At 60.3% G+C, this 22,142-nt stretch carries 21 protein-coding genes; 14 read left to right on the top strand and 7 right to left on the bottom strand.

Annotated features, from left to right (window positions below):
* The 5 genes from minE (at nucleotide 1) to Q8X48_RS06820 (ending at nucleotide 5,075) form a co-directional block, all read left to right on the top strand.
* Nucleotides 1–255 (top strand): cell division topological specificity factor MinE, encoded by a 255-nt coding sequence (minE, locus tag Q8X48_RS06840; protein WP_007974947.1) that lies wholly within the window; start codon nucleotides 1–3, stop codon nucleotides 253–255.
* 91 nt (nucleotides 256–346) lie between these two features.
* Complete coding sequence (locus tag Q8X48_RS06835; RefSeq protein WP_015096127.1) at nucleotides 347–982, top strand: RluA family pseudouridine synthase; 636 nt, start codon at nucleotides 347–349, stop codon at nucleotides 980–982.
* A gap of 223 nt (nucleotides 983–1,205) precedes the next feature.
* A complete protein-coding gene (locus Q8X48_RS06830) occupies nucleotides 1,206–2,495 on the top strand; it encodes a M18 family aminopeptidase (RefSeq protein ID WP_407799508.1) in 1,290 nt (429 codons plus the stop codon).
* A 171-nt stretch (nucleotides 2,496–2,666) separates the two neighbouring features.
* The gene (locus tag Q8X48_RS06825) at nucleotides 2,667–2,843 is read left to right on the top strand and encodes a hypothetical protein (RefSeq protein WP_015096128.1); all 177 of its coding nucleotides are present in this window, start codon (nucleotides 2,667–2,669) and stop codon (nucleotides 2,841–2,843) included.
* 78 nt (nucleotides 2,844–2,921) lie between these two features.
* Nucleotides 2,922–5,075 carry a mechanosensitive ion channel domain-containing protein gene (locus tag Q8X48_RS06820; protein ID WP_407799507.1) on the top strand — a complete coding sequence of 718 codons (2,154 nt, stop codon included), beginning with the start codon at nucleotides 2,922–2,924 and terminating at the stop codon, nucleotides 5,073–5,075.
* Nucleotides 5,076–5,206: 131 nt separating this feature from the next.
* Here Q8X48_RS06820 and Q8X48_RS06815 read toward each other — a convergent pair whose 3' ends face one another.
* On the bottom strand, nucleotides 5,207–5,920 hold the full coding sequence (locus Q8X48_RS06815) for a UTRA domain-containing protein (RefSeq protein ID WP_015096130.1): 714 nt from the start codon (nucleotides 5,918–5,920) through the stop codon (nucleotides 5,207–5,209).
* Between the two features lie 363 nt (nucleotides 5,921–6,283).
* Between Q8X48_RS06815 and Q8X48_RS06810 the strand changes: the two genes are divergently transcribed.
* The 6 genes from Q8X48_RS06810 (at nucleotide 6,284) to Q8X48_RS06785 (ending at nucleotide 11,623) form a co-directional block, all read left to right on the top strand.
* Complete coding sequence (locus tag Q8X48_RS06810; RefSeq protein ID WP_095964005.1) at nucleotides 6,284–7,348, top strand: ABC transporter substrate-binding protein; 1,065 nt, start codon at nucleotides 6,284–6,286, stop codon at nucleotides 7,346–7,348.
* A gap of 165 nt (nucleotides 7,349–7,513) precedes the next feature.
* Nucleotides 7,514–8,320 carry an alkaline phosphatase family protein gene (locus tag Q8X48_RS06805; protein WP_407799506.1) on the top strand — a complete coding sequence of 269 codons (807 nt, stop codon included), beginning with the start codon at nucleotides 7,514–7,516 and terminating at the stop codon, nucleotides 8,318–8,320.
* Between the two features lie 5 nt (nucleotides 8,321–8,325).
* Entirely contained in the window at nucleotides 8,326–9,162 is an 837-nt protein-coding gene (locus Q8X48_RS06800; RefSeq protein WP_162139253.1) for an ABC transporter permease, read from the top strand.
* A complete protein-coding gene (locus Q8X48_RS06795; RefSeq protein WP_126046617.1) occupies nucleotides 9,149–9,949 on the top strand; it encodes an ABC transporter permease in 801 nt (266 codons plus the stop codon). Before Q8X48_RS06800 ends, Q8X48_RS06795 begins: the two co-directional genes overlap by 14 nt.
* A complete protein-coding gene (locus Q8X48_RS06790) occupies nucleotides 9,946–10,935 on the top strand; it encodes an ABC transporter ATP-binding protein (RefSeq protein WP_007974966.1) in 990 nt (329 codons plus the stop codon). Before Q8X48_RS06795 ends, Q8X48_RS06790 begins: the two co-directional genes overlap by 4 nt.
* 34 nt (nucleotides 10,936–10,969) lie before the next feature.
* Nucleotides 10,970–11,623: an HAD family hydrolase gene (locus Q8X48_RS06785; RefSeq protein WP_407799505.1), complete on the top strand. Its 654-nt coding sequence runs from the start codon at nucleotides 10,970–10,972 to the stop codon at nucleotides 11,621–11,623.
* 113 nt (nucleotides 11,624–11,736) lie between these two features.
* Here the strand turns inward: Q8X48_RS06785 and Q8X48_RS06780 are convergent, their stop codons facing one another.
* The gene (locus Q8X48_RS06780) at nucleotides 11,737–12,699 is read right to left on the bottom strand and encodes a zinc-binding dehydrogenase (RefSeq protein WP_126052871.1); all 963 of its coding nucleotides are present in this window, start codon (nucleotides 12,697–12,699) and stop codon (nucleotides 11,737–11,739) included.
* Nucleotides 12,700–12,837: 138 nt separating this feature from the next.
* On the opposite strand from Q8X48_RS06780, the gene Q8X48_RS06775 reads away from it, so the two are divergent.
* Both Q8X48_RS06775 and Q8X48_RS06770 read left to right on the top strand, forming a co-directional pair.
* Nucleotides 12,838–14,919, top strand: coding sequence for a carboxy terminal-processing peptidase (locus tag Q8X48_RS06775; protein WP_193601766.1), 2,082 nt, complete (start codon nucleotides 12,838–12,840; stop codon nucleotides 14,917–14,919).
* 146 nt (nucleotides 14,920–15,065) lie between these two features.
* Nucleotides 15,066–16,850: a bifunctional diguanylate cyclase/phosphodiesterase gene (locus Q8X48_RS06770; RefSeq protein ID WP_407799504.1), complete on the top strand. Its 1,785-nt coding sequence runs from the start codon at nucleotides 15,066–15,068 to the stop codon at nucleotides 16,848–16,850.
* Between the two features lie 510 nt (nucleotides 16,851–17,360).
* Here Q8X48_RS06770 and Q8X48_RS06765 read toward each other — a convergent pair.
* The 5 genes from Q8X48_RS06765 to Q8X48_RS06745 form a co-directional block, all read right to left on the bottom strand.
* A complete protein-coding gene (locus Q8X48_RS06765; RefSeq protein ID WP_407799503.1) occupies nucleotides 17,361–17,768 on the bottom strand; it encodes a sel1 repeat family protein in 408 nt (135 codons plus the stop codon).
* On the bottom strand, nucleotides 17,769–18,140 hold the full coding sequence (locus tag Q8X48_RS06760; protein WP_003223109.1) for a hypothetical protein: 372 nt from the start codon (nucleotides 18,138–18,140) through the stop codon (nucleotides 17,769–17,771).
* Entirely contained in the window at nucleotides 18,137–18,478 is a 342-nt protein-coding gene (locus Q8X48_RS06755) for a helix-turn-helix domain-containing protein (protein WP_007974980.1), read from the bottom strand. The genes Q8X48_RS06760 and Q8X48_RS06755 overlap by 4 nt, the downstream gene beginning before the upstream one ends.
* A 114-nt stretch (nucleotides 18,479–18,592) precedes the next feature.
* Entirely contained in the window at nucleotides 18,593–19,048 is a 456-nt protein-coding gene (locus tag Q8X48_RS06750; RefSeq protein ID WP_407799502.1) for a YkvA family protein, read from the bottom strand.
* 292 nt (nucleotides 19,049–19,340) lie between these two features.
* Complete coding sequence (locus Q8X48_RS06745) at nucleotides 19,341–20,057, bottom strand: FKBP-type peptidyl-prolyl cis-trans isomerase (protein WP_015096142.1); 717 nt, start codon at nucleotides 20,055–20,057, stop codon at nucleotides 19,341–19,343.
* Between the two features lie 267 nt (nucleotides 20,058–20,324).
* Here Q8X48_RS06745 and Q8X48_RS06740 point away from each other — a divergent pair, with 267 nt between their 5' ends.
* Nucleotides 20,325–22,127 (top strand): di-heme-cytochrome C peroxidase, encoded by a 1,803-nt coding sequence (locus tag Q8X48_RS06740; RefSeq protein WP_407799501.1) that lies wholly within the window; start codon nucleotides 20,325–20,327, stop codon nucleotides 22,125–22,127.
* Nucleotides 22,128–22,142 lie beyond the last annotated feature (15 nt).

Genomic DNA, 22,142 nt, shown 5'->3' with positions numbered 1-22,142 from the left:
ATGAACCTTTTTGACTTCTTTCGTGCCAACAAAAAGCAAAGCACCGCGTCGGTAGCGAAAGAGCGTCTACAGATCATCGTGGCGCACGAACGCGGCCAACGCAGCACCCCGGACTACCTGCCGGCCTTGCAGAAGGAACTGGTCGAGGTGATACGCAAGTACGTCAATATCGGGTCCGATGACGTGCACGTCGCACTGGAAAGCCAGGGCAGCTGCTCGATTCTGGAACTCAACATCACCCTGCCTGATCGCTGAGTCGATCCGCCAGGAGCCACGGCGGCTCAGGCCCCTTCTGCAACCGGAAGGGGCCTGAGCCGCCGTTGGCGTTTGTTACGAGGCTGTTTTAATGCCGTTGTCCAACATCCACATCATCCATCAGGACGCTGCCGTACTGGTGGTGAACAAACCGACCCTGTTGCTCTCTGTCCCTGGCCGGGCCGATGACAACAAGGACTGCCTGATTACCCGCCTGCAGGAAAACGGCTACCCGGAAGCGCGAATCGTCCATCGGCTGGACTGGGAAACCTCCGGCATCATCCTGCTGGCCCGCGACCCGGATACCCATCGCGAGCTGTCCCGGCAATTTCACGACCGCGAAACCGAAAAGGCCTACACCGCCCTGTGCTGGGGTCAGCCGGAACTGGACAGCGGCAGCATCGACCTGCCCTTGCGCTACGACCCGCCGACCAAGCCGCGGCATGTGGTCGATCATGAGTTCGGCAAACATGCGCTGACCTTCTGGCGCGTGCTGGAGCGTTGCGGCGACTGGTGCCGCGTTGAGCTGACACCGATTACCGGCCGCTCCCACCAGTTGCGCGTGCACATGCTTTCGATCGGTCATCCGCTGCTGGGTGACGGGCTCTATGCCCACGAGCAGGCGTTGGCGGCCTGGCCGCGCCTGTGTCTGCACGCGAGCATGCTGACCTTCACCCATCCGCAAAGTGGCGAGCGCCTGCGCTTCGAGTGCCCGGCACCGTTCTGAACGCAACGCACTCCCCCCTGTAGGAGCGAGCTTGCTCCGGGCGGCGTTCCGACGATGGTCGTCAACGATAACGCGGGAAGCCTGGCGCCCTGCGGTGTTCTTGGGACCATCGCGAGCAAGCCCGCTCCTACAGGGCGGGGCGGGGCGCCACTCCACCCGCACACCACCGCCAATTCCCTGACCAATACGTTAAACTGGCGCCACTGCTGTCTGGAGCTACTTTATGCGCGAAGAGTTGAACCAAGGCCTGATCGATTTCCTCAAGGCCTCCCCTACCCCGTTCCATGCCACCGCCAGCCTTGTTCAGCGCCTGGAAGCGGCGGGTTATCAACGCCTCGACGAGCGCGAGCCGTGGAATACCGAAGCCAACGGTCGCTACTACGTCACCCGCAATGACTCTTCGATTGTCGCGATCAAAATGGGCCGCCATTCGCCGCTGCACGGCGGCATTCGCCTGGTCGGCGCCCACACCGACAGCCCGTGCCTGCGCGTCAAGCCGCAACCGGAGCTGCAGCGCCAGGGTTTCTGGCAGCTGGGTGTCGAAGTCTATGGCGGCGCCCTGCTGGCACCGTGGTTCGACCGCGACCTGTCCCTGGCCGGCCGCGTGACCTTCCGGCGTGACGGCAAGGTCGAGAGCCAGTTGATCGACTTCAAGGCCCCGGTCGCGATCATTCCGAACCTGGCGATTCACCTCAACCGCGAAGCCAACATGGGCTGGGCCATCAACGCACAGACCGAACTGCCGCCGATCCTCGCGCAATTCGCCGGTGACGAACGCGTGGACTTTCGCGCAGTGCTCACCGACCAACTCGCCCGCGAACATGGCCTGAACGCTGATGTGGTGCTCGATTACGAGCTGAGTTTCTACGACACCCAAAGCGCTGCGGTCATTGGCCTGCATGGCGACTTCATCGCCGGTGCGCGCCTGGACAACCTGCTGTCGTGCTACGCCGGCCTGCAAGCGCTGCTGAAGGCCGACACCGACGAAACCTGCGTGCTGGTCTGCAACGACCACGAAGAAGTCGGTTCCTGCTCGGCCTGCGGTGCCGACGGCCCGATGCTTGAGCAAACCTTGCGTCGCCTGCTGCCTGAAGGTGATGAATTCGTACGCACCATTCAGAAATCCCTGCTGGTTTCGGCTGACAACGCCCACGGCGTGCACCCCAACTACGCCGACAAGCACGATGCCAACCACGGCCCGAAACTCAACGCCGGCCCGGTGATCAAGGTCAACAGCAACCAGCGCTACGCCACCAACAGCGAAACCGCCGGGTTCTTCCGTCATCTGTGCATGGCTGAAGAAGTGCCGGTGCAAAGCTTCGTGGTGCGCAGCGACATGGGCTGCGGCTCGACCATCGGCCCGATCACCGCCAGCCACCTGGGCGTGCGCACCGTGGACATCGGCCTACCGACGTTCGCCATGCACTCGATCCGCGAACTGTGCGGCAGCCACGACCTGGCGCACCTGGTCAAGGTACTGAGCGCGTTCTACGCCTGCCGCGAGTTGCCGTAAACCCTGTAGGAGCGAGCTTGCTCGCGATGGACGTGAACGGTCATGCGTGCTTACTGGATAAACGCGGCGCCCTGAAATCCATCGCGAGCAAGCTCGCTCCTACACACACATCACGCCGGCCGCGTCAAAAGCGGCCTAGACTTCAAGTATCCCTTCGACAAGGCTGTCTCCATGATCTCGATGTCCTCCTTTCACGCCATGCTGATCCCGATTCTTGCCGGGATGCTCCTGCTGGCCGTCGGTTTCAACTTTCGCGACAAAAATGCCGGTGTGTTCGCCATGTGGATCGGCATGCTGACCATCCTCGCGACCGTGGTGATCAAGATCCTCGCCAAACTCAACGAATAATTCATCGCCCTTGGCTCGCATTGATTTTGACGGGCTCGTACACTCGGTCGATCCGCTCCTTGCGAGGTTGACCGCCTAGTGTTCGCTCGTCTTTTTGCCCTTCCGTATTTTTTCCTTGCCTGCCTGATGCTGCTGCCAGTGGCACCTGCACAGGCGGCCGGCCTGCCAAGCCTGCTCGGCGGCCAGGCCAAGGCACAGCCCGAAGCACAGGAACCGCTGGGGCAGTCCCTGGACGAAGTGATCAAGTCACTGGAAAACGATCAGCAGCGCACCCAGCTGCTGGCCGATCTGAAAAGGCTGCGTGACACCACCAAACAGGCCCAGCCGATTACTGAAGAAGGCGTGCTGGGCCTGATTGGCGGAACCCTGGCCACGATCGAAAAGAAATTTTCCGGCGACGACAGTCCGCTCACGCGCTGGTCCAGCGAGTTCGACCAGGCCCAGGAAGAGTTGATGGCCCTGGCGCTACCGGCCAATGAATGGCTGCCGATGCTCTTTGCGTTCGCCATGATTCTGATGGTCTGGAGCCTGCTGGCCGCCGCGCTGATCTGGATCAGCCACCGCGTGCGCATGCGTTTCGGCCTGACTGAAGAACTGCCGCAGCACCCCCGTGCCCTGGACATGTTGCGCTTTGCGTTGCGCAAGCTCGGGCCATGGCTGATCGCCCTGGTGATCACGATCTACATGAGCTATGCCCTGCCCTCGTCCCTGGGCAAAAGCCTGGCCATGGTACTGGCCTATGCGTTGGTCGTCGGCACCTGCTTCTCGGCCATCTGCGTGATTGCCTTTTCCCTGCTCGACGGCCCACACCGCCACCGCGCCTTGTACATTCTGCGGCACCAGGCGTTTCGACCGCTGTGGCTGATCGGCAGTTTCGCTGCGTTTGGCGAAGCACTGAGCGATCCAAAACTGGTCGACAGCCTCGGCAGCCATCTGGCCCATACGGCAGCCACGATTGCCAACGTCCTGGCAGCCTTGTCCACCGCCCGGTTCATCTTGCGTTTCCGCCGCCCGATCGCCCACCTGATCCGCAACCAGCCGCTGTCCCGACGCCTGACCCGCCGCGCCCTCAACGACACCCTGTCGATTCTCGGCACCTTCTGGTACGTGCCGGCGCTGGTGCTGGTGGCCATTTCCCTGTTCGCGACGTTCATTTCCGCCGGCGACACCAGCACGGCCCTGCGCCAGTCACTGATCTGCACCGTGTTGCTGGTGTTGTGCATGGTCATCAACGGCCTGGTACGCCGCCACGCCCTCAAACCCCAGCGTGGCATCCGACGTTACGCCGTGTATTCGGAACGGCTGAAAAACTTCTTCTACACAATCCTCCACCTGTTGGTGTGGCTGGCCTTTATCGAACTCGGCCTGCGGGTCTGGGGCATGTCGTTGATCCGCTTTACCGAAGGCGACGGCCACGAAGTCAGCGTCAAGCTGTTCAGCCTCGCCGGCACGCTGCTGTTCGCCTGGTTGATCTGGATTCTCAGCGACACCGCCGTGCACCACGCACTGACCCGCTCGCGCAAAGGCCTGGCCAATGCCCGCGCGCAGACGATGATGCCGCTGATTCGCAACGTGCTGTTCGTGGCCATTTTCATTGTCGCGCTGATCGTTGCCCTGGCGAACATGGGCATGAACGTCACGCCCCTGCTGGCCGGTGCCGGGGTGATCGGTCTGGCCATCGGCTTTGGTGCGCAATCGCTGGTAGCCGACCTGATTACCGGGCTGTTCATCATCATCGAAGACTCACTGGCCATCGACGACTACGTGGATGTCGGCGGTCACCTCGGTACGGTCGAAGGCCTGACCATCCGCACCGTGCGCCTGCGGGACATCGACGGCATCGTCCACACCATTCCGTTCAGTGAAATCAAAAGCATCAAGAACTACTCCCGGGAATTCGGCTACGCGATCTTCCGGGTCGCGGTGCCGGCCAACATGGACATCGACAACGCCATCAAACTGATGCGCGAAGTCGGCCAGAAAATGCGCACCGATCCGTTGCAGCGGCGCAATATCTGGTCGCCGCTGGAGTTCCAGGGGGTGGAAAGTTTCGAGTCGGGCAACGCGATCCTGCGCGCCCGATTCAAGACCGCGCCCATCAAGCAGTGGGAAGTGTCGCGAGCGTTCAACCTGTCACTCAAGCGGCACATGGATGAAGCCGGACTGGACCTGGCGACACCGCGGATGAGCATTCAGGTGATTACCGCGGGTGGTGGTCCGCAGAATGAATAACCCGTGCAGGAGCGAGCTTGCTCCGGGCGGCGTACCGACGATGAACTCAAGAACACCGCGTTTAGCCAGTAAACACGCGTAATCGTTAACGACCATCGCGAGCAAGCTCGCTCCTACAGAAAGGTCGGACGCTAGACAACATCCACACCGACATGAATCGCATCATGCCGCCAGAACTCCAGGTCACAGTCGATCAGGCGTTCATGCTGGTCATAGTTGACACGGGCAATCCGTAAGCCCGGGCTACCCGCCGACACCTTCAACGCCGCCGCCGCATCCACCGACAACGCCGTGGGCACAATCTCGAAGCGCACCCGCCCATAGTGCAAATCGTAATGCCGTGCGTACAACTCGGTGATCGACTGATTCAAATCGAAATCGAGGATTCCCGGAAAGTACTGCGGGTTCAGATAGTGCTCCACATACAGCACCAGCCGCCCGTCGATCCGCCGTGAGCGGCAGATCTGGATCACGCTCGACAGCGCCGGCAATTGCAGCCAGGCACAAACGGCCGCCGACGCCGGTTGCAATCGCGCCGAAATCACCTCAGTGGACGGCACCCGCCCCTGGGCGCTGACCATCGCGTGAAAGTGGCTGCGCTGCATCAGGTTGTACGCCAGGCGTGGTGGCGAGACGAACCAGCCACGACGCTCCTCGCGGTAGATTTGGCCCTGCGACTCCAACTGCAACAACGCCTCACGCAAAGTGATCCGCGTGGTGCCGAACAATTCACTGAGCTTGCGCTCGGCCGGCAATTTGCTGCCGGGGGTCAACAGTCCGTGGTCGATCTGCTCCTGAAGCACCTGACCGATGGCTGTTACCGCTTTTGTTGCCTCGTCACGCATCAATGTTTCCTATCTGGACTAGACCAGCACCAATTCAGGGCAGAACCGCCACGCAAACCGGCTCATTCAATAGTCTGCAAGCGTAGGCAGCGTAGATGACCGAGATGTGACAAAGCTGCCCAACGGTCGCCATTCTGTGAACTCGAAAACCTGCAATTCATCGGCCAAGTCCCTTGCCAGCCGAGGCCTTGACCATGGTCTACGCTTATCAGGCCAGTCGCGATACCGCTGAACAAAAAGTCCTCCATGGCGACGAGCGACATCAAAGTGTCATCCAGCCCCCTTAAATTGGCTCAGGTATTGCTGACCTAGACCAACACAAACCGCAATCGCAGCGTTGAACACGACCCAAGGAGCTTCGGAATGAAAAAGCTTTTCCTGGCATCACTGTTAGGCTCGACCATCGCAATGTGCACTGCCGCCATGGCGGCCGATGATTTGAAAACCCTGGAAGCCGCTGCGAAAGCGGAAGGCGCCGTCAACAGCGTCGGCATGCCCGATGACTGGGCCAACTGGGCCGGCACCTGGAAAGACCTGAGCGACAAATACGGCCTCAAGCACATCGACACCGACATGAGTTCGGCACAGGAAATCGCCAAGTTCGCCGCGGAGAAAGACAACGCCAGCGCCGACATCGGCGACGTCGGTGCAGCGTTCGGCCCGATCGCGGTCAAGCAAGGCGTGGTCCAGCCCTACAAGCCTTCCACCTGGGATCAGGTGCCAGCCTGGGCCAAGGACAAGGACGGCAACTGGGCACTGGCCTACACCGGCACCATCGCCTTCATCGTCAACAAGAAGTTGCTGCACGGCTCCGAAGCCCCGACCAAATGGGCTGACCTCAAGAACGGCAAATACAAGGTGTCCATCGGTGACGTGAGCACCGCGGCCCAGGCAGCCAACGGCGTACTGGCCGCGGCACTGGCCAACGGTGGCGACGAGAAAAACCTCAAGCCCGCCCTGGATCTGTTCGCCGACATCGCCAAGCAAGGTCGCCTGTCGATGTCCAACCCGACGATTGCCACCATGGAAAAAGGCGAAATCGAAGTCGGCGTGGTCTGGGACTTCAACGGCCTGAGCTACAAGGCCAAGATGGCCAACCCGGATGACTACGTGGTGCTGATCCCGTCCGACGGCTCGGTGATTTCCGGTTACACCACCATCATCAACAAATACGCGAAAAACCCGAACGCCGCCAAGCTGACCCGCGAATACATCTTCAGCGACGCCGGCCAGATCAACCTGGCCAAGGGCAACGCCCGTCCGATCCGTGCCGAGCACATCACACTGCCGGCCGACGTGAAGGCCAAGCTGCTGCCTAATGAGCAGTACAAGAAAGTGACGCCGATCAAAGACGCGGATGCGTGGGAAAAGACCTCCAAGGCCCTTCCTCAGAAGTGGCAGGAAGAAGTCATTATCAATATGCAATAACCGACGGGAGACCTGATGGAGATCCCTGTGGGAGCGAGCCTGCTCGCGATAGCGGACTGACCGTCGACAACGATGCGACTGTTCCTCCGCCATCGCGAGCAGGCTCGCTCCCACAAAGGATTGGTTGCGTACTTGAATCATCTGTTACACGGAGTTTTGCCCCCTATGAAGCACAACGTCATCCTTGTGGTGCTCGACGGCCTCAACTACGAGGTCGCCCGTCACGCCATGGGGCACCTGCAGGCGTACGTCGGAGCAGGACGTGCGGCACTCTACAAACTGGAGTGCGAGTTGCCGGCCCTGTCCCGCCCGCTGTACGAATGCATCCTGACCGGCGTTGCGCCCATCGACAGCGGTATCGTCCACAACAACGTTTCGCGCCTGTCCAACCAGCGCAGCATCTATCACTACGCCACCGACGCAGGTCTTGTCACCGCCGCGGCGGCCTATCACTGGGTCAGCGAACTGTACAACCGTTCGCCCTTCGTGGCGGCACGGGACCGTCACACCGATGACCCGCATCTGCCGATTCAGCATGGGCATTTCTACTGGAACGATCACTACCCCGATTCGCACCTGTTCGCCGACGCCGAAAACCTGCGCCAGCGCCATGCGCCGCACTTCCTGCTGATCCACCCGATGAACATCGACGACGCCGGGCACAAGCACGGCCTCGACACCCCGCAGTACCGCAACAGCGCCCGCTCGGCCGACATCATCCTGGCCGACTACCTGCAAGGCTGGCTCGATGCAGGTTATCAGGTGCTGGTCACTGCCGACCACGGCATGAACAACGACCGCTCCCACAACGGCCTGCTGCCGGAAGAACGTGAGGTGCCGTTGTTCGTTCTCGGCGACGCATTCAGCTTCGACGCCGGTGCAGCGCCAAAACAGACCGAGATCTGCGGCACCATCTGCGAGTTGCTGGGCGTGCCTCACGACAAACCGGTCTGCCGGGAGCTGCTCAAGTGAATGCCATGACCCGCAGTAAATGGCTGGCAGCCTTATGCCTGGTTCCGTTCGCACTGTTCTTCATCGTGTTCGAGATCGCACCGCTGACCTGGGTGATGATCAACAGCCTGCAATCGGAAGAATTCGGCTGGGGCCTGGCCAACTTCAACAAAATCTTCAGTTCGAAGTTTTACCTGCAGGCGATCCAGTACAGCCTCGAGATCAGCTTCTGGTCCAGCGTGTTCGGGATCATCATCGCGATACTGGGCGCCTACTCCCTGCGCCGGGTCGATTCGAAACTGCGCAACTTCGTCAACGCCTTCGCCAACATGACCAGCAACTTCGCCGGCGTGCCACTAGCCTTTGCGTTCATCATTTTGCTCGGCTTCAACGGCAGCTTCACCATCATGCTCAAGCAGGCCGGCATCATTCAGGATTTCAACCTGTACTCGAAAACCGGGCTGATCATTCTCTACACCTACTTCCAGATTCCCCTCGGCGTGCTGCTGCTATACCCGGCCTTCGATGCGCTGCGCGAAGACTGGCGAGAGTCCGCTGCGCTACTCGGCGCCGACAGTTGGCAGTACTGGCGGCACATCGGATTGCCGGTGTTGACGCCGGCACTGCTGGGCACCTTCGTGATCCTGCTGGCCAACGCCCTCGGTGCCTACGCCACGGTGTACGCCCTGACCACCGGCAACTTCAACGTGCTGCCGATCCGTATCGCGGCGATGGTGTCCGGTGACATTTCCCTGGACCCGAACCTGGCCAGCGCCCTGGCCGTGGTGCTGGTGGCCTTGATGACCCTGGTGACCATCGTGCATCAGTTGTTGTTGAAGAGGAGCTACCATGTCTCGCGCTGAACTGGGGCCCGCCGGTGTCTACCACCGCGTCGTGGTTTACCTGTTGTTTGCCATCCTGCTGTTGCCGCTGGCCGGCACGCTGATCTATTCGATCGCCAGCAGTTGGTCGGCGACCATTCTGCCCAGCGGTTTCACCCTCAAGTGGTACATCCAGCTGTGGAGCGATCCGCGCTTCCTGCATGCGTTCGGGCAATCGCTGCTGGTCTGCGTCGGCTCACTGATTCTTTCCGTGGTGCTGATCCTGCCGTTGCTGTTCGTGGTGCATTACCACTTCCCGAAACTCGATGCGCTGATGAACATCCTGATCCTGCTGCCCTTCGCCGTGCCACCGGTGGTGTCGTCGGTGGGGCTGCTGCAGCTCTATGGTTCCGGACCGTTCGCCATGGTCGGTACACCCTGGATCCTGATCGGTTGCTACTTCACCGTGGCGCTGCCGTTCATGTACCGGGCGATCACCAACAACCTGCAAGCGATCAACCTGCGCGACCTGATGGACGCCGCCCAGTTGCTCGGCGCCAGTACCTGGCAAGCCGCCTTCCTGGTGGTGCTGCCGAACCTGCGCAAGGGCCTTATGGTGGCGCTGCTGCTGTCGTTCTCGTTCCTGTTCGGTGAGTTCGTGTTCGCCAACATCCTCGTCGGCACCCGCTACGAAACCCTGCAGGTCTACCTCAACAACATGCGCAACAGCAGCGGTCATTTCACCAGTGCGCTGGTGATTTCCTACTTCTTCTTTGTGCTGGTTCTGACCTGGATTGCCAATATCTTGAACAGGGACAAAAGCGAATGAGCTATGTCAGCGTCCAACATCTTCAGAAAAGCTTCGCCGGCACCACGGTGTTCAGCGACATCAATTGCGAAATCCAGAAAGGTGAGTTCGTCACCCTGCTTGGCCCCTCCGGCTGCGGCAAATCCACCCTGCTGCGCTGCATCGCCGGCCTGACTTCGGTGGATGGCGGCAAAATCTTGCTCGATGGTGCCGATATCGTGCCGGTGAGCCCGCAGAAACGCGGGATCGGCATGGTGTTCCAGAGCTATGCGCTGTTCCCCAACATGACCGTGGAACAAAACGTCGCCTTTGGTTTGCGCATGCAAAAGGTCAATGCCGATGACAGCCACAAACGCGTCGCCGAAGTACTGAAACTGGTGGAGTTGCAGGACTTCGCCGCGCGCTATCCACATCAGCTGTCCGGTGGCCAATGCCAGCGCGTCGCCCTCGCCCGCTCGCTGGTGACCCGGCCACGCCTGTTGCTGCTGGACGAACCGCTGTCGGCGCTGGATGCGCGCATTCGCAAGCACCTGCGCGAACAGATCCGTCAGATCCAGCGCGAACTGGGCCTGACCACGATTTTCGTCACACACGATCAGGAAGAAGCCCTGACCATGTCTGACCGGATTTTTCTGATGAATCAGGGAAAAATCGTACAAAGCGGCGACGCCGAAACCCTCTACACTGCGCCGGTGGATGTGTTCGCTGCCGGTTTCATCGGCAACTACAACCTGCTGGACGCCGACAGCGCCTCGAAGCTGCTGCAGCGGCCAATCAACAAGCGCATCGCCATTCGCCCGGAAGCCATCGAACTGAGCCTCAACGGTGAACTGGACGCGCAGGTACGCAGCCACAGCCTGTTGGGCAACGTAATCCGCTATCGGGTCGAAGCCCGGGGCGTGGAACTGGTGGTGGATGTGCTGAACCGCTCGGCGGCCGACCTGCATCCCGATGGTCAGCGCCTGGCGCTTTCCATCGATCCGACGGCCCTGTGTGAGGTAGCCTGATGCCTTTGCTTATGCTGAAGAGAGAACTGCACTGATGGCCCTGGCAATTTTTGATCTGGACGAAACGCTGATCCACGGCGACTGCGCCACCCTTTGGAGCGAGCAGATGGGTCGCCTGGGCTGGGTCGACCCCGAGTCGTTCATGCGACAGAACAACGAGCTGATGGACGCCTACAGCCACGGCAAATTGCGCATGGAAGAATTCATGACCTTCAGCCTGGAGCCGATGATCGGCCGCACGCCACAAGAGGTCGAGCATCTGGTTGGCCCCTGGGTGGAAGACTACATCGAGCCGATCATTTTCAGCGACGCCACCAAAGCCATCGCGGCGCATCGCAAGGCCGGCGACCGGATTCTGGTGATCTCGGCCTCGGGCACCCACCTGGTCGGTCCCATCGCCGAGCGCCTGGGCATCGACGAGATTCTGGGCATCGAACTGGAAGTGGCTCAGGGCGTTTACACCGGCCATACCGTGGGCACCCTGACCTACCGCGAAGGCAAGATCACCCGCTTGCTGGAGTGGCTGGATGCGGAGGAGGAAAACCTCGAAGGCGCGAGTTTCTATTCCGACTCACGTAATGATTTGCCGCTGTTGCTGAAGGTGGACTACCCGCATGTGGTCAATCCTGACCCGGTATTACTGGAACACGCCGAAAAAGCCGGATGGCCGATCCACCTCTGGAAATAACCCGGCCCCCCTGTGGGAGCGAGCTTGCTCGCGATGGCGGCGAGTCAGTTGCATTAATATCAACTGACACTCCGCTAATCGCGAGCAAGCTCGCTCCCACAGGTTTCTCGTTGTCAGCTCAGACTCTCATCAATCACCAACACCACCTTCCCCGCCACGTTATTACTCGCCAGCTCGGCAAACGCTGCCTCGGCATCCTTGATAGGGAATGTCCTGGCCAGTTGCGCACTCAAGCGCCCCTCGGCGAACAACGGCCACACGTGCAGGCCAAGATCGCTGAACAGATCTGCCTTGAACTGATCATCCCGGCTGCGCAGGGTCGAGCCCAGCAACTGCACGCGCTTGGCCAGTACCTGGGCCAGATCCAGCTTGGCCTCGCGCCCGCCCATCAGACCGATCAACACCCAGCGACCATCCTGAGCCAGCAACTTCAGGTTCAATGCCGCGTAATTGCCACCCACCGGGTCGAGAATCACGTCGAACGGCCCCAGATCCCGCAAGCCCTCCAGATCACCGTTACGCACCACGCCACCCTGGGCACCCAGCCCTTCGCAGTACGCCAGTCGCTCGGCAGAGCCGACGCTGACCCAGCACGGGTTACCGAAGGCCTTGCACAGCTGAATGGCCGCTGAACCAATGCCACTTGCTCCGGCGTGCAGCAGAACTTTCTGTCCCGGCTTGAGCGCAGCCAGTTGAAACAAATTCAGCCAGACTGTTGCATAAACTTCGGGCAATGCCGCCGCTTCGACCAGTGACATTCCGTCGGGAACCGGCAGCACATGCCGCCCGTCGACGACCACCTCTTCGGCCATCCCGCCCCCGGCCAGCAAGGCGCAAACCCGATCGCCCACCTGCCAGGAGGAGCCGGCGCCAACCTCGCTGATGACCCCCGAGCACTCTAGACCGAGCACCTGGCTGGCCCCTGGCGGTGGAGGATATAGACCGGCTTTCTGCAACAAATCGGCACGATTGAGGCCCGCTGCCGCCACTCGAATACGAACTTGCCCTACATCGCATGCAGGACCGGGTTCATCAACCCATACCACTTGACCGTCAACGCCTTGCAATGCTTTCACAGTGCCTCCATAGTGAGTCTGGACTGAGCCCGAAGCTATATCGCCGGGCTTTTTGCATTATGCGACCGGTTCCCAAAGAGCCGGCGACTTCAAAGACGGCCTAATATGCGTTATCAATTGTCCCCGCGTCGAATCAGCATGAAGCATCTGTTCCCCAGCACTGCCCTCGCCTTATTCATCGGTATCGGCTTGCTGCCGCTGTCGAGCAATACATTCGCAGCCAATAGCTGGGACAAGCTTCAACCCGATCGTGACGAAGTGATCGCCAGTCTGAACGTCGTGGAATTGCTCAAACGCCACCACTACAGCAAGCCGCCACTCGATGACGCGCGCTCGGTGATCATCTACGACAGCTACCTCAAGCTGCTGGATCCATCGCGCAGCTATTTCATGGCCAGCGACATTGCCGAATTCGACAAGTGGAAGACGCAGTTCGACGACTTCCTCAAGAGCGGCGACCTGAACGCCGGGTTCACCATCTACAAGCGCTACCTGGATCGTGTAAAGGCGCGTCTGGACTTTGCCCTTGCCGAGCTGAACAAGGGCGTCGACAAGATCGACTTCACCGCCAAGGAAACCTTGCTGATCGACCGCAAGGACGCCCCTTGGCTCAAATCCACCGCGGAACTCGACGACCTGTGGCGCAAACGCGTCAAGGACGAGGTCCTGCGCCAGAAGATCGCCGGCAAGGATTCCAAGCAGATCCAGGAAACCCTGACCAAGCGCTACAAGAACCAGCTGGCGCGCCTGGACCAGACCCGCGCGGAAGACATCTTCCAGGCGTACATCAATACCTTCGCCATGTCCTACGACCCGCATACCAACTATCTGTCGCCGGATAACGCGGAGAACTTCGACATCAACATGAGCCTGTCCCTCGAGGGCATCGGCGCCGTGTTGCAGAGCGATAACGACCAGGTGAAAGTCGTGCGTCTGGTGCCGGCAGGTCCGGCGGACAAGACCAAGCAGGTGGCACCGGCAGACAAGATCATCGGCGTTGCCCAGGGCAACAAGGAAATGGTCGACGTGGTGGGCTGGCGCCTGGACGAAGTGGTCAAGCTGATCCGTGGTCCGAAAGGCACCGTGGTACGCCTGGAAGTGATCCCGGCCAGCAATGCGCCGAACGACCAGACTACCAAGATCGTGCCGATCACCCGCGAAGCGGTGAAGCTCGAAGACCAGGCCGTGAAGAAATCGGTCTTGAACCTCAAGCAGGACGGCAAGGACTACAAGCTCGGCGTCATCGAGATCCCGGCGTTCTATCTGGACTTCAAGGCCTTCCGTGCCGGCGACCCGGACTACAAGAGCACCACCCGCGACGTCAAGAAACTGCTGACCGAACTGCAGAAAGAGAAAGTCGACGGCGTGGTCATCGACCTGCGCAACAACGGCGGTGGCTCCTTGCAGGAAGCCACCGAGCTGACCAGCCTGTTCATCGACAAAGGCCCGACCGTGCTCGTGCGTAACGCCGATGGCCGTGTTGACGTGCTGGAGGATGAAAACCCGGGCGCGTTCTACAAAGGCCCGATGGCGTTGCTGGTCAACCGCCTGTCCGCTTCGGCTTCGGAGATTTTTGCCGGCGCCATGCAGGACTACCACCGTGCACTGATCATCGGCGGCCAGACCTTCGGCAAAGGTACCGTGCAGACCATTCAGCCACTCAACCATGGCGAGCTGAAGCTGACCCTGGCCAAGTTCTACCGGGTTTCCGGACAGAGCACCCAGCATCAGGGCGTCTTGCCGGACATCGATTACCCGTCGATCATCGACACCAAGGAAATCGGCGAAAGCGCCCTGCCCGAAGCCATGCCGTGGGACACCATCAAGGCGGCGATCAAGCCGGCGGTCGACCCATTCAAGCCGTACATTACGCAACTCCAGTCCGAGCATGACGTGCGTACGGCCAAAGATGCGGAGTTCGTATTCATCCGCGACAAGCTGGCCCTGGCGCAGAAACTGATGGCCGAAAAAACCGTCAGCCTCAATGAAGTCGAGCGTCGTGCCCAGCACGCCGACATCGAAGCCAAACAGCTGGCCATGGAGAACATCCGTCGCAAGGCCAAGGGCGAAGAACCGCTCAAAGAGCTGAAGAAAGAAGACGAGGACGCCCTGGCGGCCGAGGACGACAAGACCAAACCGGAAGACGACGCCTACCTCAGCGAAACAGGGCGGATTCTGCTGGACTACCTGAAACTCAATACGGCAGTGGCGAAGCACTGAGTGCTTACAAACAGGTGATGGCAATTTAATGCTAACGCCCTCCGGGGCGTCATCAAACAGTCATCATTCTGTCGTGAAATACGGGACTGGCGTGCTCCTTGTCGAAAGGGACCACGCCAGTCCTTTTTTTATCGCCAGAGATCGCCATGACCACAACCGAACAACTGAGTGCATTGAGCTCGATCCTGACTCAAGGCGGTTTGCACAGTTTGTTCCAGCCGATCATCAGCCTCTCTGAGCGGCGCGTTCTCGGCTACGAAGCCCTCAGTCGCGGGCCGTCCAACAGCCCTCTGCACTCCCCTGTTGCGCTGTTCGCCGTCGCCCGTCTGGCCGGTCGTTTGAGCGAGCTGGAAATTGCCTGCCGCCAAAGCGCTTGCCGACGCTTCAATGAACAACAACTGCCCGGCCTGTTGTTCCTCAACGTATCCCCCGAATCCCTGCTCGAAGCGGCCCATCAACCGGGACGCACCCTGCAATTGCTGCAGGACTTCGGCATTGCGCCGAGTCAGGTGGTCATCGAGCTCACGGAACAGACGCCGACGGATGATTTCCAGCTGCTGCAAACCGCCCTGCATCACTATCGGGCGATGGGATTTTCGATTGCGCTGGACGATCTGGGAGCGGGTTATTCGAGCTTGCGTTTGTGGTCCGAACTGCGGCCGGATTACGTCAAAATCGACCGGCATTTCATTGATGGCATTCATCAGGATGCGCTCAAGCGCGAGTTCGTCGGCTCGATCCTGCAAATCGCCAAGGCCTCGCGGGCGCAAGTCATAGCCGAAGGTATCGAGTTACCGGAAGAGCTCACGGTACTGACCGAGATGGGCGTCGATCTGGTCCAGGGCTATCTGCTCTGCCGCCCTCAGGAACACCCGCCACGGGATGCCCGGGCATTGATGCCCCGCCAGGACAGCACCAGCGTTGTACTGAGCGAAGACGGCAGCGACCTCAGCGCACTGCTCAACGAGCAACCCGCCGTGAACCGGGACACCCCGACCGCCACGGTGCTCGAAGCCTTTCGCCGCCAGGCCAACCTGAACTCGCTGGCGGTCCTGGATGCACAGGGTCAGCCTTGCGGTATCGTCCATCGGCATTCGCTCTCCGATGCCCTGCTCAAGCCCTTTGCCACCGATCTGTTCGCCCGCAAACCCATCAGTCGCCTGATGAACGATGACTTCCTCGCCGTCGAGCTGAGTCAGTCGCTGCAACAAGTCAGTCGCCTGATCACAGGCCGTGCCCGCCAGCGCATCGAAGAAGATTTCATCATCACCCTCAATGGCGGCTATCTTGGGCTGGGCCGCGTGATAGACGTACTTAAACTGATTACCGAACTGAAGATCCAGCAAGCCCGCTATGCCAACCCGCTGACCTTGCTCCCAGGCAACGTGCCGATCCAGCAATGCCTGACGCGGCTGCTGCAACAGCAACGGGAGTCGCTGATCTGCTACGTGGACATCGATAGCTTCAAACCCTTCAACGACATCTACGGCTATGGCCGCGGCGACGAAGTCCTGTTGTGCCTGGCGCAATGCCTGAACGACCGCATCGACCCGTCCCGCGACTTTGTCGGCCACATTGGCGGTGATGATTTCCTGCTGGTGCTCGGCCCGGAAGACTGGCGCAAACGATTGAACCAGTTGCTCGACGACTTCCAGAGCCAGTGCCGGCGCTTCTACCGCAGCGAGCACCTGGAAGCCGGCTGCTTCATCGCACCGAATCGCCAGGGCGTGCGGCAGGAGTTTGCGCTGTTGTCGCTGTCGATCGGCGTGGTGCATCTTCATCCACAGGCCTGTGGACAACTCGATGCGAGCCAGCTGGCGGAAATGGCGTCACAAGCCAAGCACCACGCGAAGAATGTGCAGGGCTATAGCGTGCATGTGATGGATAGCCTGGTGGGGCAGGAACGTGAAGGTGCTTGCCTGATGGGGTAGCGGTGAATGACAGGACGCCTTCGCGGGCAAGCCCGCTCCCACAGAAGAGCAGAGCAAAAGCAGATCCGCGTCCCCCCACGCTCCTCACCATTCAACAGGCCGAGCGTTAGCTCGCCTGCCGCTCTTGATCTTGATCCACCCGCCCCCTCGGCAGGCTGAGCGCAGGTGTTCATCCGGGGATGGGCGCGCAGCGCCGTTCGACGCAGTCGAACTCATTGCATGTAGGTCGAAGCGAAGCCGACCGGAGGGCAATGCCCCCGGATGAATACCGCAGCGAAGGAACCCCGAGCCTCAGCGAGGGGCCGTACGTAAGGGGCGAGCGTTTTTTGCTTACTTTTTTAGGCGCTTGTAAAAAAGTGAGTCGCCGTAAGGGCGAAACCATAAGCCGCCGTTACCGAAGAAACGGATATGTACACAGTCAACAAAAGACAAGCAGCCTTCGCGAGCAGGCCGCCTTGCAGACAGGCGCAGGACAACTCCCCAAATAGCCATCCCCCCGCCAGCCCAGGGTTATAGCTCAGCCTCGCGAGACGCCAACTCTTGCAACTTGATCGGCGCCAACGGATGCCCGGCCTTCGCCGCGATCTCCCAAAACCGAGCCGCTTCAAGGGGATCCGGCGCCTTGCTCGCCGTCCCGGCCAGACTGATCACGCCCACTTGATACGCTGCCTTGCCATCGCCCGCCAATGCCGCCAGGCGCAACAAACGCGCGCCCTCTTCACGAGCACCGAGGCCGACACCGCGAAACGTCAGGATGTGCCCATAGAAGCTCTGGGCGCCGACGTCGCCCAGGTTGGCCATGCGTGCAAACTGGCCTTCGAGCCAGCGCCAGCCCTGCGGCTGGCGAACAAACCACGACCAGTGAAACAACCGGCGCGCGAGCCAATATCCGGCTCGCGCCTTGAGTTGCAAAAACATTCAGGCTTCGGCCGATTCCGGGTATTCGTACTCGAACACCCGCACCACTTCCGAAGCGTGCCAGGACGCGGCGGCAACGCCGTCCGACGGCCCGGAAAAACGCCCGAGGCGCTCGACACACTCAAAGAATCCGGTGCGCGGCAAACGGCTGGCACCCTGGCTGATCACCAGTGAACTGCGCAATGGCTGCTCCGCCTTGGCGTCCAGAGCCGCCAGATGCTCAAGGGCTGCCGTCAGGGTCTGCATGGCCGGGGTCGGCAGCTGCAAACGTTCCAGCAATGCCCGATACGTCAACAGATGGCGCTGGCGCCGCGCCTGATCCAGTTCGCCCAGCAATCCGTCCCAGTGTTGACGGCTGATGCGTACACTCACGATTCGTCCCTCCATCCTGGCACCGTCAATTCCCAAGCCAGGCTGCGGCGAATCGCGGCGTCGGGCAGACGCTCGCCACTTTCGATCATGGCCAGGTAAGACGGGCTGATGCCTACCGTGCGGGCCAGCGCCTCGATGGCGATGCCCTTCCCCTCGCGCAAACTGCGTAGTTGATCCAGACCCGGAAGAATCGCGTCTGGTGTCGCCGCCTGAGGCTTCGTGGCTTGAGGCGACGCTTGCTCCTTGATACCCGCTGCTTTCAATAACGCCTGATATTGAGCCCATGGCAGAACCGCATACTCGGGCTCGCCTTCGCGTGTAATTATCTGAATATCCATCACTACCCCGTAGGACAACAACACTTAGCGAGTCGGCACTTTTCCCTAGAAGTGTAATCCTAACAGCGGCCAAGGTCGCGGGGGGCATCAATCTATGAACTCGTCGAAATCGACTCAGCGTTTTTTCGGGCCTTGCAGTTGAAGTTGCTCGGGGGTATCGGGCAGGCGCTCAACCACCGCGAGCTTCTCCGGGACCTGCCGTTTGCGCCAGGCGCGGAAGGCATTGAGCTCGTCATCGAGCACTTTCATCAACCACGCCAGGACTGCGATGTCATCGAACATGCCGAACAGCGGAATGAAATCCGGGATCGCATCCACCGGGCTGAGGAAATACATCAGGCCCGCGACAACCGAAACCAGCGCCTTGGGGCTGATGGCGCGATACTCGCCACGCCAGTAGGCCAGGCAGAGTGCCTGCAACAGCTTCAGGTCGTCCTTGATCTTGCCCAGTCGATTGCCCTGGCTTGCGCCTTTACTGGCGACTGCGAACAACAGGGTCGGCAATCGACCGCGTGCCAGCAGACGTCCGGCCAGTGGCAGGAAACGAGCGAAACTCCAGGGTGCTTTCATCATTCCTCCCGTTGAAATGTTATCCACACAAATTGTGGATAACCTTGTGAACAGAGCTGCTTTTCATCGCTGCAAGCCCCGTTTTACAAGGCCTGCGTTCAGATCGGGCGTTTTTTACTCATCAAAAAAAACCCATAATTTCATTGACTTGGCGGCCTTGTGCGTCTACCGCCGACACTACTATGCCTAAGACTCCGGCCTAGAGCGTCTGTTCGTTTTGTTTACCCCTGCCGAACGCCAGATGCAACAACGCCCCGCATGAGCGAGGCGTTGTTATCGAAGCAGGCGCTGCTTACTTGGCAGCGGCGTCTTCTTTTGCCGGGTCCTTGATGGCCATCAGTTCCAGGTCGAATACCAGCACCGAGTTGGCCGGAATCGCCGGGCTCGGGCTCTGGGCGCCGTAAGCCAGGTCAGCAGGGATGTACAGCTTGTACTTCTCGCCAACGTGCATCAGTTGCAGGCCTTCGACCCAACCCGGGATCACACCGCTGACCGGCAGATCGATCGGGCTGCCGCGCTCGACGGAGCTGTCGAATACGGTGCCGTTGGTCAGCTTGCCGGTGTAGTGAACAGTCACTACGTCAGTCGGCTTTGGCTGAGGGCCATCGGCTTTCTGCACGACTTCGTACTGCAAGCCCGAAGCGGTGGTCGTCACGCCGGCTTTCTTGCCGTTTTCCTCGAGGAATTTCTTGCCGGCAGCGGCCGACTCTTCGCTCATCTTGGCCATGCGTTCTTCGGCACGTTTTTGCAGTGCGGCGAACGCCTCGACCAGTTCTTCGTCCTTGAGCTTCTGCTCTTTCTTGCCGACGGCGTCTTCGATGCCCTGGGCTACAGCTTTGGAATCCAGGTCATCCATGCCTTCCTGAGCCAGGCTCTTGCCCATGTTCAGGCCAATGCCGTAGGAAGCTTTTTGCGCCGGAGTTTTCAGCTCTACGCTGGTCTGCGAATCACAACCCGCGAGTACCAGGCCAACCAGGGCCACCGCCGCCGCCAACCGATGCTGTTTCATGCTATTTCCTTGTTCATGCGCCTAAAGGGCAATCGAGTAAAGCCGCGAGCTTATCAGGCCGCCACGACCAATGGCTACCGGCATGAGAGCCGGAATCAATTGATAAGTTCAGGTGTTTTAACGCTTTTCACAATTGGAGTGATGAAGCTTCTTTCATCTTGTTCCGACAGGGGCTGATTGCTGAACCTGCAATCTGGCGTAATGGCCTCTTGCCGCACCTTGGGCACTCGGGCATAACGGCATGATAATTCGACAAGGATGTTTATCTTGCGCCTCTTCCTACGCTTGCTGGTTCTCATCGCAGTCCTGCTCGGGCTGGCCCTGGCCGTGGTTCTCTATTACGTCGCCAATCCGAAATTGCCGGCCTGGTCGCCTGCCCGACAGGTGCATTACCTGGAGCAATGGAGCGCCGTCGACCGAGAGACTTATTACTTCACCCCCCAGGGCACCCAGGTCAAAGGCTTGCGCTATGACTGGTTCACCGCCCTCGAACTGCCCTTCTCGCAGCAACGCTTTGCCGCCTCCGAGTACCTCGCGCGCTTCGGTTTTCTGGTGGACCCCGGCCAGAAACCGACGCCGAACAACCCCGGCAATCTCCCCGCAGGCTTTACCCGGCATCAGAATGCCGGCAGCCCGGAGGTGTTTCTGGATATCACCTGTGCGGCCTGCCACACCGGTGAACTGCGCTTCAAGGGGCAAGCCGTGCGTATCGACGGCGGTTCGGCGCAGCATGTCCTGCCGTCCAGCGTTCCTACGCTCAAAGGGGGCAGTTTCGGACAAGCACTGGTCGCCAGCCTGGTCTCGACCTACTACAACCCGTGGAAATTCGAACGTTTCGCACGCAACGTACTGGGCCAGGACTACGAGACGCGCCACAAGCAACTGCGCAAAGAATTCAAGGCTTCACTCGATACATTCCTCAAAGTGGCCTGGAACGACACCCATCGCGGGCTCTATCCAACCGAGGAAGGCCCGGGCCGCACCGATGCCTTCGGGCGCATTGCCAACGCCAGCTTCGGTGACGCGATTTCCCCCGACAACTATCGCGTGGCCAACGCTCCGGTCGATTATCCGCAGCTGTGGGACATGTGGACGTTCGAATGGGTGCAGTGGAACGGCTCGGCGAAACAACCGATGGCCCGCAACATCGGCGAGGCGTTGGGCGTCGGTGCCACGCTGAACTTCTTCGACCAGAACGGCCAGCCGCTGATGGGCGATGCCCGCTATCCCTCCAGTGTCCGTGTGCGCGACCTGCACCTGATCGAACAAACCCTGCAACGACTCTCGCCTCCGGCCTGGCCTGAAGACCTGCTGGGCACCATCGACAAGCCGCTGGCTGCCAAGGGGCGCACCCTGTTCGCGGAAAACTGCGCGGGCTGTCATGTACCGCGTACCACCCAGGGCGAGGGACGATACGTTCAGCACCTGAAAATGCTCCCGGTGGATGACATCGGCACAGACCCGGGCGCGGCCAACAACATCGCCGACCATCGCTTTGACCTGACGGCGCTGCAATGGAAGCAGGCGGAACTGGAAAAACTTGATGTGGAGCCAAAACCCGACGAACCACTGGACCTGAGCAAGATGTCCGTAGCCAAGGGGCTGGCCTATGTCACTGCATTTGTCCGCGACCGCGCCTATCGGGACGCCAATGTCACCCCCGCCGAGCACCCGGAAATGGACGGTTTCGGCCTGCCAATCGGCGTACGCGAATTGCGTTCGTACAAGGCCAGGCCGTTGGCGGGTGTATGGGCGACAGCGCCGTTTCTGCACAACGGCTCGGTACCGAGCATCTATCAATTGCTGTCGCCTCAGAATGAGCGAGCAACCACGTTCTACAAAGGCACTTTCGAATATGACCCGAGACACCTGGGTTACCGCACCGAAGCCTTTACCAATGGTTTTCTGTTCGACACGCGAATCACCGGCAACCACAACAGTGGTCATGAATTCCGTGCCGGCAAACTCGGCAATGGCGTGATCGGCCGCTGGTTGCAGCCACAGGAGCGTTGGGCACTGCTGGAGTATCTGAAAGTGCTGGGCGGCCCGCTGGAAGCGCAATTGCCATGACCATGAACTCGGCCA

It is taken from the genome of Pseudomonas sp. QLc11A (genome assembly GCF_052112305.1).
Classification (GTDB): domain Bacteria; phylum Pseudomonadota; class Gammaproteobacteria; order Pseudomonadales; family Pseudomonadaceae; genus Aquipseudomonas; species Aquipseudomonas laurylsulfatiphila.
This window is presented reverse-complemented; position numbering and strand designations above follow the sequence as displayed.

Coding starts and splice junctions, on each gene's coding strand:
- Q8X48_RS06805 (WP_407799506.1), top strand. CDS start 7,514: ATGAAGCACAACGTCATCCTTGTGGTGCTCGACGGCCTCAACTACGAG.
- Q8X48_RS06745 (WP_015096142.1), bottom strand. CDS start 20,057: ATGAAACAGCATCGGTTGGCGGCGGCGGTGGCCCTGGTTGGCCTGGTA.
- Q8X48_RS06775 (WP_193601766.1), top strand. CDS start 12,838: ATGAAGCATCTGTTCCCCAGCACTGCCCTCGCCTTATTCATCGGTATC.
- Q8X48_RS06765 (WP_407799503.1), bottom strand. CDS start 17,768: ATGTTTTTGCAACTCAAGGCGCGAGCCGGATATTGGCTCGCGCGCCGG.
- Q8X48_RS06785 (WP_407799505.1), top strand. CDS start 10,970: ATGGCCCTGGCAATTTTTGATCTGGACGAAACGCTGATCCACGGCGAC.
- Q8X48_RS06750 (WP_407799502.1), bottom strand. CDS start 19,048: ATGAAAGCACCCTGGAGTTTCGCTCGTTTCCTGCCACTGGCCGGACGT.
- Q8X48_RS06770 (WP_407799504.1), top strand. CDS start 15,066: ATGACCACAACCGAACAACTGAGTGCATTGAGCTCGATCCTGACTCAA.
- Q8X48_RS06830 (WP_407799508.1), top strand. CDS start 1,206: ATGCGCGAAGAGTTGAACCAAGGCCTGATCGATTTCCTCAAGGCCTCC.
- Q8X48_RS06815 (WP_015096130.1), bottom strand. CDS start 5,920: ATGCGTGACGAGGCAACAAAAGCGGTAACAGCCATCGGTCAGGTGCTT.
- Q8X48_RS06825 (WP_015096128.1), top strand. CDS start 2,667: ATGATCTCGATGTCCTCCTTTCACGCCATGCTGATCCCGATTCTTGCC.
- Q8X48_RS06795 (WP_126046617.1), top strand. CDS start 9,149: ATGTCTCGCGCTGAACTGGGGCCCGCCGGTGTCTACCACCGCGTCGTG.
- Q8X48_RS06790 (WP_007974966.1), top strand. CDS start 9,946: ATGAGCTATGTCAGCGTCCAACATCTTCAGAAAAGCTTCGCCGGCACC.
- Q8X48_RS06800 (WP_162139253.1), top strand. CDS start 8,326: ATGACCCGCAGTAAATGGCTGGCAGCCTTATGCCTGGTTCCGTTCGCA.
- minE (WP_007974947.1), top strand. CDS start 1: ATGAACCTTTTTGACTTCTTTCGTGCCAACAAAAAGCAAAGCACCGCG.
- Q8X48_RS06810 (WP_095964005.1), top strand. CDS start 6,284: ATGAAAAAGCTTTTCCTGGCATCACTGTTAGGCTCGACCATCGCAATG.
- Q8X48_RS06835 (WP_015096127.1), top strand. CDS start 347: ATGCCGTTGTCCAACATCCACATCATCCATCAGGACGCTGCCGTACTG.
- Q8X48_RS06755 (WP_007974980.1), bottom strand. CDS start 18,478: ATGGATATTCAGATAATTACACGCGAAGGCGAGCCCGAGTATGCGGTT.